Origin of the sequence: Pseudomonas sp. PS02303 (assembly GCF_029959925.1) — a bacterium.
GTDB lineage: Bacteria > Pseudomonadota > Gammaproteobacteria > Pseudomonadales > Pseudomonadaceae > Aquipseudomonas > Aquipseudomonas mandelii.
In genome coordinates, this window is sequence record NZ_JASCOM010000155.1 from 1 (window position 1) to 14158 (window position 14158).

The 14158-nt window shown below is 61.2% G+C and carries 14 protein-coding genes; 8 read left to right on the forward strand and 6 right to left on the reverse strand.

All coding sequences use genetic code 11. The features are described 5' to 3' along the window. Window positions 1-84: 84 nt before the first annotated feature. From QMX98_RS24595 to QMX98_RS24605, 3 genes are all read right to left on the reverse strand, one after another. A complete protein-coding gene (locus QMX98_RS24595) occupies window positions 85-570 on the reverse strand; it encodes an LEA type 2 family protein (protein ID WP_010460595.1) in 486 nt (161 codons plus the stop codon). 57 nt (window positions 571-627) lie between these two features. Next, the gene (locus QMX98_RS24600; RefSeq protein ID WP_010460593.1) at window positions 628-2100 is read right to left on the reverse strand and encodes a nucleobase:cation symporter-2 family protein; all 1473 of its coding nucleotides are present in this window, start codon (window positions 2098-2100) and stop codon (window positions 628-630) included. 218 nt (window positions 2101-2318) lie between these two features. Next, the gene (locus QMX98_RS24605; protein ID WP_010460591.1) at window positions 2319-3212 is read right to left on the reverse strand and encodes a LysR family transcriptional regulator; all 894 of its coding nucleotides are present in this window, start codon (window positions 3210-3212) and stop codon (window positions 2319-2321) included. Window positions 3213-3313: 101 nt separating this feature from the next. Here QMX98_RS24605 and QMX98_RS24610 point away from each other — a divergent pair, with 101 nt between their 5' ends. Both QMX98_RS24610 and speB read left to right on the forward strand, forming a co-directional pair. Continuing rightward, window positions 3314-4405: a polyamine ABC transporter substrate-binding protein gene (locus tag QMX98_RS24610; protein WP_282411507.1), complete on the forward strand. Its 1092-nt coding sequence runs from the start codon at window positions 3314-3316 to the stop codon at window positions 4403-4405. A gap of 16 nt (window positions 4406-4421) precedes the next feature. After that, on the forward strand, window positions 4422-5381 hold the full coding sequence (gene speB / locus QMX98_RS24615) for an agmatinase (protein ID WP_200666180.1): 960 nt from the start codon (window positions 4422-4424) through the stop codon (window positions 5379-5381). Window positions 5382-5457: 76 nt separating this feature from the next. On the opposite strand, the gene QMX98_RS24620 is transcribed toward speB, so the two are convergent. Next, window positions 5458-6510 carry an aldo/keto reductase gene (locus QMX98_RS24620; RefSeq protein ID WP_282411508.1) on the reverse strand — a complete coding sequence of 351 codons (1053 nt, stop codon included), beginning with the start codon at window positions 6508-6510 and terminating at the stop codon, window positions 5458-5460. Window positions 6511-6710: 200 nt separating this feature from the next. Here QMX98_RS24620 and QMX98_RS24625 point away from each other — a divergent pair, with 200 nt between their 5' ends. The 6 genes from QMX98_RS24625 to chrA all read left to right on the forward strand — a co-directional run bounded on the left by QMX98_RS24625 (window position 6711) and on the right by chrA (window position 11376). Beyond that, window positions 6711-7427, forward strand: a complete 717-nt coding sequence (locus QMX98_RS24625) for a YafY family protein (protein ID WP_010460583.1) — start codon at window positions 6711-6713, stop codon at window positions 7425-7427. Between the two features lie 52 nt (window positions 7428-7479). Further along, on the forward strand, window positions 7480-7821 hold the full coding sequence (locus QMX98_RS24630) for a nuclear transport factor 2 family protein (protein WP_010460581.1): 342 nt from the start codon (window positions 7480-7482) through the stop codon (window positions 7819-7821). A gap of 27 nt (window positions 7822-7848) precedes the next feature. Then, window positions 7849-8967 (forward strand): cell division protein ZapE, encoded by a 1119-nt coding sequence (gene zapE / locus QMX98_RS24635; protein WP_010460579.1) that lies wholly within the window; start codon window positions 7849-7851, stop codon window positions 8965-8967. Between the two features lie 18 nt (window positions 8968-8985). Next, complete coding sequence (locus tag QMX98_RS24640; protein ID WP_282411509.1) at window positions 8986-9567, forward strand: DinB family protein; 582 nt, start codon at window positions 8986-8988, stop codon at window positions 9565-9567. 102 nt (window positions 9568-9669) lie between these two features. Then, window positions 9670-10161 carry a GNAT family N-acetyltransferase gene (locus tag QMX98_RS24645; RefSeq protein ID WP_282411512.1) on the forward strand — a complete coding sequence of 164 codons (492 nt, stop codon included), beginning with the start codon at window positions 9670-9672 and terminating at the stop codon, window positions 10159-10161. 6 nt (window positions 10162-10167) lie between these two features. Beyond that, the gene (gene chrA / locus QMX98_RS24650) at window positions 10168-11376 is read left to right on the forward strand and encodes a chromate efflux transporter (protein WP_282411510.1); all 1209 of its coding nucleotides are present in this window, start codon (window positions 10168-10170) and stop codon (window positions 11374-11376) included. A gap of 56 nt (window positions 11377-11432) precedes the next feature. Here the strand turns inward: chrA and QMX98_RS24655 are convergent, their stop codons facing one another. Continuing rightward, window positions 11433-11642 (reverse strand): hypothetical protein, encoded by a 210-nt coding sequence (locus QMX98_RS24655; protein ID WP_010460570.1) that lies wholly within the window; start codon window positions 11640-11642, stop codon window positions 11433-11435. 96 nt (window positions 11643-11738) lie between these two features. Next, window positions 11739-13976 carry a TonB-dependent siderophore receptor gene (locus tag QMX98_RS24660; RefSeq protein ID WP_282411511.1) on the reverse strand — a complete coding sequence of 746 codons (2238 nt, stop codon included), beginning with the start codon at window positions 13974-13976 and terminating at the stop codon, window positions 11739-11741. Between the last annotated feature and the right edge of the window lie 182 nt (window positions 13977-14158).

Sequence of the window (14158 nt, forward strand, 5' to 3'; positions counted from 1 at the left end):
GCTCGCGAAGGCGGTGTGTCAGAAAACACATGTATTGACTGACACTCCGTCTTCGCGAGCAGGCTCGCTCCCACAGGGGGATATTCATTGTCGGTATGACCGAGTTCCGGCTGTCGACCCCGGCAAGCTCAGCTTCCCGGTGTCCACGAAGCGCACCGTTCCAAACAAGCCGCCCGCCAGTTTGCCGCGTAACACGTAGGGAAGATTATTCAGTGTCTGCGTCTGGCTCAGCCCCAACGTCTGGCGTAACACCGAGAACGCCGAAACGCTCACCGGCACGCTCAGCACGGTTTCGGAAAAGCGTGCAATCGAGCCCGACTGATCGCTGACGCCGGACGCCAGTGGCTGGCCATTGACTTCCAGATCCAGCGCCACGCCGTTGTAGTCGATCGGCGTTTCGTTGGGGTTCTGTACCCGGATCTTTACGGCAAAGCGCACTTCCATATCCTGGCTTTGCAGCGGCTCGATGCCGACCACGTTGATGTTCAAAGGATCGCGATGGGGGAAGAGGGCGCAGGCGCTCAGGGAGAGCAACAGCAGAGAAAGGATGACGGCGTGGACGCTGCGCATGTAGACACTCTCATAAAGAAAAGGGCTGAGCCGCCACGGGCTCAGCCCTCGAGCTTTCTAGCGGTTCAACTGTGCGACTGCCGCAGGCCGTGGGGGTTCACCCTTGGCCGGGACATCGGGGTTTTCCATGACCTGCAAGATCGACGCTTCCGGATCGAAATCGTCCTCTTCCAGCTCGATGAATTCCTCGGGCAGGAAGATGTTCAGCACGATAGCGCACAACGCGCCGACGGTGATCGGTGATTCGAAGATGTTGTGCAGCGCCTTGGGCAGCTCGCGCAGCACTTCGGGCACCGCTGCGACCCCCAGGCCCATGCCGATGGAAATCGCCACGATCAGCATGTTGCGCCGATGCAGACCGGCCTCGGCGAGGATCTTGATGCCGGCCACCGCCACGGTGCCGAACATCACCAGTTCCGCGCCGCCGAGCACCGGTTTGGGCATCAATTGCAGCACCGCGCCAATCATCGGGAACAGCCCCAGCAACACCAGCAGGCCGGCGATGAAGAACGCCACGTAACGGCTGGCCACGCCGGTGAGCTGGATCACCCCGTTGTTTTGCGCGAAGGTCACCATCGGCATGCTGTTGAACACCGCCGCCATGGCCGAGTTCAGGCCGTCAGCCAGCAGGCCGGACTTGATCCGGCGGATGTAAATCGGACCCTTGACCGGTTGCCGGGAAATCATCGAGTTGGCGGTCAGATCACCGGCGGCTTCCAGCGGCGACACCAGGAAAATCACCGCCACCGGCACAAACGCCACCCAGTCAAAATTGAAGCCGTACTTGAACGGCACCGGCACGCTCATCAGCGGCACGTCGGGCAGGCTGGCGAAATTGACGTCGCCCATAAGCCAGGCCACGACGTAACCGAGGGTCAGGCCAATGACAATCGCCCCCAGGCGCAGGAACGGCACATCGACCCGGTTCAGCACCACGATCGTGCCGAGCACCAACGCCGCCAACCCCAGATGACTGGCCGCGCCAAGGTCCGCCGCGCCAAAGCCGCCGGCGATGTCGGTCATCGCGACCTTGATCAGCGAAAGCCCCATCAGGGTAATGATGGTGCCGGTCACCACGGGTGTGATCAGCATCCGCAGCTTGCCGATGAACTGGCTCAACACCACTTCGATAAATGCCGCGAAAAAGCACACGCCGAAAATCGTCGAGAGGATTTCATCGGTGCCGCCACCCCGGGCCTTGACCATGAACCCGGCGCTGAGAATCACGCTGATGAACGAGAAACTGGTGCCTTGCAGGCACAACAGGCCGGAACCGATCGGGCCGAACCGACGCGCCTGAACAAAGGTGCCCAGGCCCGAGACAAACAGCGCCATGCTGATCAGGTACGGCACTTCGCTTTGCAGGCCCAGAGCACCGCCCATGATCAGGGTGGGCGTGATGATGCCGACAAAACTCGCCAGCACATGCTGCAAGGCGGCGAAGACCGTGGCGGTGAGGTGTGGGCGGTCGTTGAGGCCGTAGATCAGGTCGGAACGGGACTGGGGTTTTGCGTGTTCGGAAGAGGTCACGAGGAAAGCGCCAGGGGCCAGGTCAAAAAATGGAGGCGCAGGATGCCAGCAGCGGGCACCGAGGGCAAACGATACACACGGAGCTGTGGCGAGGGCGCTTGCTCCCGTTGGCTGCGTAGCGGCCCCCGGCATTCCTTCAACCACACCTTGTGTGCAGATCTTGCGACGGCTGCGCCGCCGGACGGGAGCAAGCTCCCTCGCCACAGGTCCGTGCGTGTTCATTCAAACGCGGCGAGCAAGTCTTCTTCAAAGGCTTTCTGCGCATCCCCCGGCACCTGGGCACGATGGCGCGCCAGATGAAACGCCACATCAAAACTCAGGTCATCCCGGCGCACGGCGCGCAGCAAACCTTTGTCTTCCCAGCTGCGGGCAAAATGTTCAGGCAAATAGCCGACATGCTTGCCGGACAGGATGAAGGCGAGGGTGCCTTCGACCTGCTCGGACCGTGCCGAACATAATTTGCCTTGAAACGGCTCGTCACTGCGCAGAAAACGATAGGGATGATCGACCCGGTCGCACGCCTGCAACGCCAGATCGTCCGGCGCGTCGTCGGTGAACAACGGATGACCCGGGGCGCAGTACAGGTGCTGGGTTTCGCTGAACAGTTCGCGGTAGTCAAACGCGCTTTGCACTTGGGAGAAATAGCCGATCGCCAGGTCCAGCCGTTGTTGCAGCAACAGGCGTTCCATTTCACCGGGCATGGCGCTCATCAACTCGATGCGCACCGATTCGTCCCGTTCACGAAAGCGACGGATGGCATCGGCGACTTTTTGCAGCACCGATTGATCAAGCGCTTCGGACAAACCCAGGCGCACTTCGCCGATCAACCGACCCGCCACACCGTTGGATTGATGACGGAACGCTTCGATGGACTCAAACAGCCCGCGCGTCGCACTCAGCAACTGTTCGCCCTTGGGCGTGACCCGGAATCCACCCTTGCCGCGACTGCACAAACGATAGCCGAGCCGGGTTTCGAGTCTGGCCATTTGCTGGCTGATGCTCGACTGGCTCAACCCCAGTTCACCTTGCGCTGCGCTGAACCCGCCGCATTCCACCACGCGGACAAACAGGCGCAGCAGTTGCAGGTCGAGGTCGTGGAGTTGACCGAGCATCAAACATTACTCCGCAATAAAGTCAGGTTAACAAACTTGGTATTTCGCCAATGTATCCGAGGGCGCACGCTGCAACCACTTCCTCTGGTCAGGTGTTCGTCATGGCTCCCGTATTCAAACTGGGTTTACCCGCGCTCTTTCTCGCCATGGCCGCGTCGGCCCAGGCAGAGGAAAAAACCCTCAACCTCTACAGTTGGGCCGATTACGTGCCGCCTGAAACCCTGCAGCATTTCGAAAAGGAAACCGGCATTCATGTGCGTTACGACACGTTCGATTCTTCGGAAGTGCTGGAAACCAAACTGCTCACCGGCGGCAGCGGTTATGACGTGGTGGTGCCGTCCTCCAGCGTGCTGGCCCGTGGTCTGGCGGCCGGTGCGCTGAAGGAGATTCCCCACGAAGGGCTCAAGGGCTACGCCAACCTCGACCCGGACCTGCTGGAAAAACTGGAGGCTGTCGACCCTGGCAATCGTTATGGCGTGCCGTATACCTGGGGCACGCTGGGGCTGGGGATGAACGTCGAGGCGGTGCAAAAACGCTTGCCCGGTGTGCCGCTCAACAGCCTCGATCTGCTGTTCAAACCGCAATACGCCGGCAAGCTGAAGGACTGCGGCATTGCGATTCTCGATTCGCCCCAGGAAGTGATTGGCCTGGCGTTGCACTATCTCGGTAAAGATCCCTACAGCACCGACAAGGCAGATCTGACCGCCGCCGAGGCGTTGTTGCATCAGTTGCAGCCCAATGTGCTGTACGTCGCCACCGGGCGGCAGATCAGCGATCTGGCCAATGGCAGCGTGTGCCTGGCCTTGACCTATAACGGCGACGCCAGCATGGCCGCCGACCAGGCGCGCAAGGCCAACAAACCGTTCGAGGTGGCCTACCGGATTCCGAAGGAAGGCACGCTGGTCTGGCAGGACAACCTGGCGATACCCAAGGACGCGCCGCACCCTGAAGCGGCTCGGGCATTCATTGAATTCATGTTGCGCCCCGAGTCCGTCGCGGCGCTGACCAACACGCTGTTCTTTGCCACGGCCAACCGTGCAGCGACGCCGCTGGTGGACGAAGCCGTGCGGACCGACCCGGACATCTACCCCCTGGCCGACACCCGCGAACGGCTGTACGCCGACCGCAGCATGAGCCTCAAGGACATGCGCTCGCGCACTCGCCTGTGGACCACTTTCCGTAGCCGCCAATAAATAACAAGGAGATCCCATGGACGTCCCGATGCAAAACGATCAGGCCCTGACCCGCGACAGCCTCTTCGGTACTGCCGCCGAAAGTACTTACGCCGGTATCACCAGTTTCATGCGTCGTCGCTACAGCCGTGATTTGCGCGGCGTCGACGTGGTGGTCAGCGGTGTGCCGTTCGACACCGCCACCAGCAACCGTCCCGGTGCGCGCTTCGGCCCGCGCGGCATTCGCGCCGCATCGACCGGGATTGCCTGGGAACGTCACTGGCCATGGACGTTTGACCCGTTCGATCATCTGGCGGTCATCGACTACGGTGATTGCGCCTTCGATTACGGCTCGCCGCACGCGGTGCCGGAAAGCATCGAGGCACACGCCGAGCACATCCTGAACGGCGGTTGCGCGATGCTGACCTTCGGCGGTGACCACTTCGTCAGTTATCCGCTGCTCAAGGCCCATGCGCGCAAACATGGCCCCCTGTCGTTGATTCACTTTGACGCCCACAGCGATACCTGGCCGGACGAAGAGGGCAAGCGCGTCGATCACGGGACGATGTTCTGGCACGCGGCCAAGGAAGGTTTGGTGGATCCGTCGCGCTCGGTGCAGATCGGCTTGCGCACCACCAATGATGATCACCAGGGCTTCCAGGTGCTGGATGCGCGGCAGGTGCATCGGCAAGGGTGTGAGGCGATTGTCGAGGCGATTCGTGCGCGGGTGGGGGATAACCCGGTGTACCTGACGTTCGATATCGATTGCCTAGACCCGGCGTTCGCACCGGGCACCGGAACGCCGGTGTGTGGAGGCTTGAGCACGGTGCAGGCGCTGGAAATTCTCGGCGGGTTGCGCGGGATCAATCTGGTGGGGATGGACGTGGTGGAAGTCGCGCCGGCCTACGACCATGCGGACATTACGTCACTGGCGGCGGCGACATTGGCGATGGAGATGCTGTGCCTGTATGCGGCCAGGCACAAAATAGACCGGTAAGACGCCTTCTTGTGGCGAACACAAAGTCTGTGAACGCCACAAATCTGTAGGAGCGAGGCTTGCCCGCGAAGCTCTTTCAGGCCACCGGAATGATTGGCAGGTCAAGGGTTTCAGCCCCTGTATACCGCGCCGCCGAACCGGCAATCGTTTCATGTGGCACGCCCTTCGGCACGTTGCTGACCCCATCAAGCCGCGACAACTGCTCCGGGCTCAATTGCACCGTCAACGCGCCCAATGTCGCATCCAGTTGCTCACGAGTGCGCGAACCCAGAATCGGAATCAGCGCCGTCGTCGAACGCGTGGCCTTTTCCCGCAGCCAGGCAATGGCCACATGGGTCGGCGTGGCTTCAAGCTCCGCTGCCACTGCGAGCAAGGTGTCGAGCAGGGCGGTTTCGTGGGCGCTTTTCTCGGTGTGGACCAGCATGCCGAGTTTGGCGGCGCGGTTGTTGTCATCATTGCTGCGGTACTTGCCCGTGAGGAACCCGCCACCCAGCGGCGACCAGATCGTAGCTGCCAGCCCGAGCGCTTCGGCCATCGGCAGCAACTCACGTTCGGCGGTGCGTTCGGCCAGGCTGTATTCGGCCTGAATCGCTGCAATCGGCGCGAAACCGCGTACTTCGGCCAGGACATCGGCGCGAGCAATGCGCCAGGTCGGGAAATTCGACAGCCCGGCGTAGTGAATCTTGCCGGCGCGCACCAGGTCGTCGAAGCCGCGCAGGATCTCTTCCATCGGCGTCACGCCGTCACTGATGTGCGCCCAGAACAGGTCGATGTGATCGGTGTTGAGCCGTTTCAGGCTTTCTTCCACGGCACGAACCATGTTCTTGCGGCTGTTGCCGGTGTGGGAAATGCCCGCGGCTGGCGTGGTACCCATGGTGTATTTGGTGGCGATAACCAGGTGATCGCGTTCCGGTGCGATGAACTCGCTGAGCATGGCTTCCGACTGGCCGGCCTGATAACCGTTGGCGGTGTCGATGAAGTTGCCGCCGGCTTCCAGGTAACCGTCGAAAATGCGCTTGGCTTCGTCACGCTCGGCGCCATGCCCCCAGCCGGTGCCGAAGTTACCGGCGCCCAGCGCCAGTTCCGAAACCCGCAAGCCGGTTTTGCGGCCGAAGACTGTGTAATGCATGAGATAACTCCTGAGGAACGACGCCCGGGGTAATTTAAATGTCTAGCAACATGTATTTAATATGATGCGAGTAATATGGCTCGTCAAGGCGCTTTTCCACGCAGGGCAAAACAGCTGACCCTCAGGGCGGCGCTCCTGCCAACTTCTGACAGCGGCCTCTGCTAAGCTCCGACGACTTTTCAGGAAAGAGCCTGCCGATCGTGTCGCGTACCACTCGTTTACTCACGTTGTTGCAAGTGCTGCGGGGTAAAAGTCGTCCGGCCACGGCCGCGACGCTCGCCGGGGAATTGCAGATTTCCGAACGCACGTTGTACCGCGACATCGCCGAGTTGACCGCGCTGGGCGCACCCATCTTCGGCGAAGCAGGGGTCGGCTACGTGTTGCGCAGCGGGTTGTTCCTGCCGCCTCTGATGCTCAATGCCGACGAAACCGAAGCCATCGTGCTCGGATTGCGTTACGTCGATCAGCGTGGCGACGAGGTGTTGAGCAAAGCCGCGGCCGATGCCCTGGCGAAGATTGCCGCCGTGTTGGCGCCTGAAGCTCAGGATGCTTTGCGCAACCCGACGGTGTTGCCGGGCCCGCGCGGCTATGGGTATCCGCAAAACGCCGTGCCGTTGAACGTGTTTCGTCAGGCGATTCGCGATCAATCCAAGCTGAACATCGATTATGCAGACGCTCAACAGGTGCCCAGTCAGCGGCTGATCTGGCCATTGGCGCTGGGTTTTCTCAATGAGGTGCGGATCATTGTCGCCTGGTGCGAATTGCGCAGTGCCTACCGCACGTTTCGTACCGACCGGATCTCGGCCGCTCACGAGCAGGGCGAGCGCTATCCGGGGCGACGCAGCGACCTGTTGCGCACCTGGCACAAGCAGATGCAACTGGATGACGCCGGGCGTTTCACTCCTGACAAGAACTGACACAGACCTGTTCTAGCATGGCTCCAGAATCAAACAACAAGGAGCCGCACCCATGTCCAATCCAGCCTCTTCACTGGCACCCGCCATCGCCGCCTACATTGCCGCCGCCAATGCCCGCGACACCTCGCGGGTCGGCAGTTTTTTTGCTGAGGACGCCAACGTGTTCGATGAGGGCCAACACCGGATCGGCACGCAAGCCATCGCCCAATGGATGCAAGACACCGCGCAACGTTATGAACCACGGGTCGAAGTGCTCGACGTTCAGCAACGTACCGGCAAAGTCCTGGTGCACAACCTGATTTCCGGGACCTTTCCCGGCAGTCCGCTGGAACTGCGCTACATGTTCCGCCTCAACGAGCAGGGCAAGATCGCCCGGCTGGACATCTCTGTGTAAACCCGAGCGCATGGCATACTGCCGCGCATGAATGTCGACTCTCCCCTAAGCGCCTGGCAACACGCCATTGAACAGAAGGGCTTCGTCCAGGACGAAGCCCAGGAACATGCCGTGTGGGCGCTGCAAAAATGCCACGAAGCCCTGCATGAAGGCCGCACGCCGATCACCGGCGTTTACCTCTGGGGGCCGGTCGGACGGGGCAAGACCTGGTTGATGGATCAGTTCTACCAAAACCTCAAGGTCCCGGCCCGACGCCAACACTTTCACCATTTCATGGGCTGGGTGCATCAGCGCTCGTTCCAGCTGACCGGCACCGCCGACCCGTTGAAGGCGCTGGCCCGTGAGTTGAGCCAGGAAGTGCGGGTGCTGTGTTTCGATGAACTGTTCGTCAACGACATCGGCGACGCGATCATTCTCGGGCGTTTGTTTCAGGTGATGTTCGAGCAGGGCGTGGTGGTGGTCTGCACCTCCAATCAACCGCCGGACCAGCTATACGCCGATGGCTTCAACCGTGACCGCTTCGTGCCCGCCATCGAAGCGATCAAAAAACACATGCAGGTGATCGCGGTGGATGGCGGCGAAGACCATCGCCTGCATCCCGGCGCGGGTCTGCAACGGTATTGGGTGGCGGCGCCCGGGCAGCCGAGCGCGCTCGGTGAGGTGTTCAACGGGTTGACCGCAGGCCAGCCCACGTCCAGCGATCCGATCACGGTTGGTTACCGCTCGGTCACTGTGGTGCAGGCCAGTTCGACAGTACTCTGGTGCCGCTACGCCGACCTGTGCGAACAACCGTTCGCCGCCATGGACTTCATGGCGCTGTGCGACACCTTCAGCGCTATTCTGTTGAGTGAAGTGCCAAATCTGAGCGCACAGAAACGTGAAGGACGCATCGCCCGAGGCACGGAAGACGGTGCCGAACGGGTCGTGGCCGGTGATCGCGAGCTGCCGCAATTGTCGGTGCATGACGACGGTGTCCGGCGTTTCATTGCCCTGGTGGACGAGTGCTACGACCGCAAGGTGCCGCTGTACCTGGAAGCGCAGGTGCCGATGGCGGCGTTGTACACCGAGGGTTATCTGGAATTCCCGTTCCGCCGCACGTTAAGCCGTTTACAGGAAATGCAGTTGCAACGTTTCGCCGAAGCCTGATGGCCGGGAGCCGCGAATATGAATCAGCCTCTGTCTCACCATTTGCTGACCATGGCCTATCAGAATGCCTGGGCCAATTACCGACTCGCCAAGGCCTGGACTCAGCTGAGCCCGGCCGAACTGGCGGCACCGCGAGTGAGCTTCTTCCCCAGCCTGATCGCCACCCTCAACCACATCCTGACGTGCGACTGGTTTTACGTGGATGCGCTGGAGCGGGAACTGCGCGGGGACGATCCGCATCCTGATTGCTATGTGTTCTTTGCCAAAGAAGAGCCGTTCGCGTTGGCCGCCGACCTGCAGCGTGAACAAGCGCATGTGGACCGTCGCCTGATTGCCTATTGCGAACAATTGCGCGACGCCGATCTGGGGCGAATCGTGACCATCGCCCGGGACACGCCGCAACATGACAGCCGTCTGCGCCTGCTGTCGCATTTGTTCGAACACCAGCTGCATCATCGCGGCCAGGTCCACGCGATGCTCAGCGGCACCTCGGTCACGCCGCCGCAGCTGGACGAGTTTTTCTGCGCCGGGGAATCGCACCTGAGGGCTGAGGATTTTGCCGAGTTGGGCTGGACCGAAACGCTGATCTGGGGCGTTTGAAACAGGTTCGGGTTGTCGCCGATTGCGCCTCGCGATAATGTCCGTCGACCTCCCGGCGCGAGTGACGCGCCGGGGCAACTTGACGGGACGTTGACGATGGAAATGGAATCCGCAGAAATTCTAGTGCTTCAGGCAAGCTACACCAATGGGCTGCATGCCGAGGCGATCGGTGTGGTGCTCAATGCCTACGCCGAAGACCCGATGGGCGGCGGGCACCCACTGCCCGAAGACATCCTGCGGCAACTGCCGAGGGAACTGGCCAAGCGTCCTCATGCATTCAGCGTGCTGGCGTTTGTCGGTGGCGAACCGGCCGGGCTGGTCAATTGCTTCGAAGGTTTCTCGACGTTTGCCTGCCGGCCGCTGGTCAACGTGCACGATGTGGCGGTGATGCCCAGGTTTCGCGGCCTGGGGTTGAGCCAGAAGATGCTGCAAAAAGTTGAAGACATCGCCCGCCAGCGCGGCTGCTGCAAGATCACCCTGGAAGTCCTCGAGGGTAATGCCGTCGCGCAGGCGTCTTATGGCAAGTTCGGATTTGCCCCCGGCATGTTCGACCCGGCCCATGGCCGAATGCTGTTTTGGACCAAGGACCTTTAACGCCACATGAGCCGCCTCGATGACGCGCAAGGCAGGGCACCCGTGAAAACGGACAAGCCGTGGGCGATTTTCCTGATCTTTCTGCGCCTGGGGCTGACCTCGTTTGGCGGTCCTGTTGCCCATCTGGGCTATTTTCGTGACGAGTTCGTGGCGCGTCGGCGCTGGCTCGGCGAAGCCGCCTACGCCGAACTGATTGCCCTGTGCCAGTTTCTGCCGGGCCCGGCGAGCAGCCAGGTGGGCATGGCGCTGGGTTTGTCCCGCGCCGGCTATTGGGGGGCATTGGCGGCGTGGGCAGGGTTTACCTTGCCCTCGGCGCTGATCCTGACGCTGCTGGCATTGGGCATCACCCACGGTGGCTGGGCGTTGCCGGCCGGTTTGATTCACGGGCTGAAAATTGTCGCCGTCGCCGTGGTTGCCCAGGCCGTGTGGGGAATGGCCCGCACGTTATGCCGAGGTCCGGTGCAAGTGGCCATCACGCTGCTGGCGACTGCCGGGGTGTTGCTCTGGCCAACGATGGGCGGGCAACTGACGGTGATGGCCGTGGCGGCGCTGATCGGCCTGGTCTTGCTGCACAACGCCAATGCAGCGCCACGGGAGGGTTTGTCGATTCGGGTCAGTCGCGTGGCCGGCTGGCTGGCGATAGCTGTGTTCGTGACGTTGCTGTTGGGGTTGCCGTTGATTGCGCATTACTGGCCGGACTCGCTGACCAGCCTGTTCGACCGTTTCTACCGCACGGGGGCGCTGGTGTTTGGCGGCGGCCATGTGGTGTTGCCGCTGTTGCAAAGCCAGGTCGTGAGCACGGGATTGCTCGACAATGACGTGTTTCTCGCCGGTTACGCCGCCGCGCAAGCGATACCAGGACCATTGTTCACGTTTGCGGCGTTCCTTGGCGCGTCCATCAGCGGCTGGAGCGGCGCGCTGGTGTGCGTCCTGGCGATTTTCCTGCCGTCGCTGCTGCTGGTGATCGGCGTCCTGCCGTTCTGGCAGCGCTTGCGTGGCATTGGCCGAGTGCAAGCGGCGCTGGCCGGGGTGAACGCCGGGGTGGTCGGGTTGTTGCTGGCTGCGTTGTATCAGCCATTGTGGACCACCTCGATCCTCGGGCCGCTGGATGTTCTGATGGCGGTCCTGGCATTGATGGCGCTGCTGTTCTGGCGGTGCCAGCCGTGGTTACTGGTGCTGCTGGGCGGGTTTTGCGGGGTGCTGCTGGGCGCGTGAAAACTGTCGAGCGGGCATAAAAAAGGGCGTCCCTCAGAACGCCCGTTTGCCATCGTTTATGTCGGCCGATAGGTTTCGGTCACTTGCGCGGTCTGATCGTTCGGAACCCTCAGCTCGATCGTCCTGGTCTCGATGCCGTTGGCCTGCTGTTGTTTGAAGTGCAGGGTTTCGAAGTAATACCTCATGCGCTCGGCACCGCCTTCGGCAAAGGCTGCGGTCGAACCGAACATCATCAGACTGGCAAGGATCAACGCGGTACGTTTCATGGTGTGCCTCCTACTGCGGATAGGGTGCTCTTTCGTCCATGAACCAATGTTGCCAAGCCATTATCCGCCGATTCCGTCAGCTGGATATGATCTGCGTCAGAGCTTCCAGTCCAGGCTCAGGGTGACCGTGCGCGGGTCACCCCAGTAGACGCCGTTGTAGAAGCCGACGTTGTCGTAATACTTCTTGTCGAACAGGTTGTCGACGTTCAGCGAAGCCGACAGGTGCTGATCAAATGCGTAGCGCGACATCAGTTTGACCACCGTGTAGGCCTCCTGACGGATGTGGGTGCTGGCGGTAATGATCTCGCCATCGGCGCCACGGCCGACCGGGCGTCTGGCGGCGCGGTAGACGTCGCTTTGCCAGTTCACGGCGCCGCCCACGGTCAGTGCCTGCCAGTCGCCGGGCAAGCGATAAGCCGTGGAGAAGCGGAACATGTTCAACGGCTGGTTGGTGTTGTTGCGCTGCTTCTCGCCATTGGCCGAGTGGGTGTAGGTGTAGCCGGCCGTCATGTTCCAGCCTGCCATCACTTCACCTGAGACCTCGGCTTCGAAACCCTGGACTTTGTTGCCTTTGCCGCCCGATTTAAAGAACTCCTCTCCGGTGACCGGGTCCGGTGGCACCGAGTCGTCGAGTTCGGCCACGTTATCCTGCTTGCTCCAGAACACCGCGGTAGCGAGGTTCAGTCGCTCTTCGAGCAGGCTGCCCTTGAGCCCCAGTTCATAGTTGCTGCCGACCACTGGCTCGAGGTAGTTGTGATTGCTGTCACGCTCGTCCTGCGGCTTGAAAATATCGGTGTAGCTGACATAAGCGGTGTATTCAGGCGTGATGTCGTAGAGCAGCCCGGCGTACGGTGTCCACATGTCGTTGTGCTTCTGGCTGGTGGATTCGACACCGGTCAGTTGCAGATTGCCGTCGTATTGGTTGGCCTTTCTTGAAATTTCCCACGTGCCATAGCGACTGCCGAGTACCGCGTGCAGGTCGTCGGTCAGGGTCAGGCGCGTGGCCAGGTAACCGGCCTTTTGCCGGGTGCTTTCATCGGAGCCTTTCAGGCCGGTGACGGTGTCCGGGAATTTGGGAATGCCGCCCATGTACTTCCAGTCGGGGACTTTCTCGTAATCCGGCGACCGCGGGCCGTCTACCGTGTAAGGGTTGTCTTCGCTGCGTTCGGCTTCGCCATAGCCGATCATCATTTCGTGCTCACGCCCGAACAGCGAATAAGGGCCGGACACGTTGAAGTCATAGGCTTTCATTTTTTGCGTGCCAACCATGTGGCTGACGTTGGCGATCATGCCGCTGCGATCGGCCTCGGGGAAGCCGCCACCGCCGTAGTAGATCTTGCCGTCGGTGTCACTCTCACGGTGGGTGTAAGCGGCCTTGAGGTGCCAGCCGGCGCCCAGTTGCTGGTCCAGCGTGGCAAACGCGGTCTTGTCTTTCAGTGGCCAGGAACTCCACGGTGTGGCCATGTTGGTGGAGCGTCCGAGGTTGGCTTTGCTGCCGTCAGCATTCCAGTAGGGCACGGTGCCCCAAGAGGTGCCTTGCACCTGTTTGTTTTGGTAGTCGTATCCCACGGCCAGCACGGTGTCATCAGTCAGGTCGGCTTCGAGAATCCCGTAGCCGACTTCCCGTTGCAACGCGTACTTGTCTCGGTAGGAACCGCTGTCGCGATAAGCCAGCACACCGCGACCGCGCAAGCGGCCGTCGAAGGCCAGCGGTCCGCCGACATCGACGTAACTGTAGTAATCGTCATAGCTGCCGCCGCTGACACCGGTCTGGGCCTCCCATTGTGCGGTCGGCCGTTTGCGCACCATGTTGATCGTCGCGGAAGGATCGCCGGCGCCCGTGGTCAGGCCGGTCGCGCCGCGAACCACTTCGATGCGGTCGTAAATAATGGTGTCGGAATCGGACTTCATGTAGCTGAAGGTGTTGAGCATTCCATCGATCTGGAAATTGTTGATCGAGTAACCGCGCGAGGAATAGCTGACGCGGTCCGAATCGTTGTGCTGAACCACCACGCCGGTGGTCTGGCTCATGGCTTCGGAAAGCGTGCCGAGTTTGAAGTCGTCCATTTGCTGGCGCGTGACCACGGACACCGATTGCGGCGTTTCCTTGATCGACAGGTTGAGCCGCGTAGCGGTGCTCATGGCACCGGTGGTGTATGACTCGGTGTTTTCGGTGGTGCTGCCCAATCCCTGGGCTGTCACATTGGTTGCACCCAGTTCAAGGGTGCGGCTCGGCTCTTGATCCGGGGCAGTTTCAGCCAGCAGGTCGGGGCTCAGCGCAGCACTGCACAGGCCCAGGGTAAAGGTCATGGAACGGGTGATAGGCGCGAACATCGCAGCCGACTCCTTGTCTTCGAGGGAAAAATTCCGTTTGTTCAAAGACGAAGGGGGGAGAGGGGATTTAGGTCTAAACGAGAATTATTGTTATTTTAAGATGTTTCGGAGAGGTTAAGGCGGGGGGCTGGTGTAACCCTGTGGGAGCAAGCTCCCGCAGGGTTCTCGACAGAGTGAAAGAT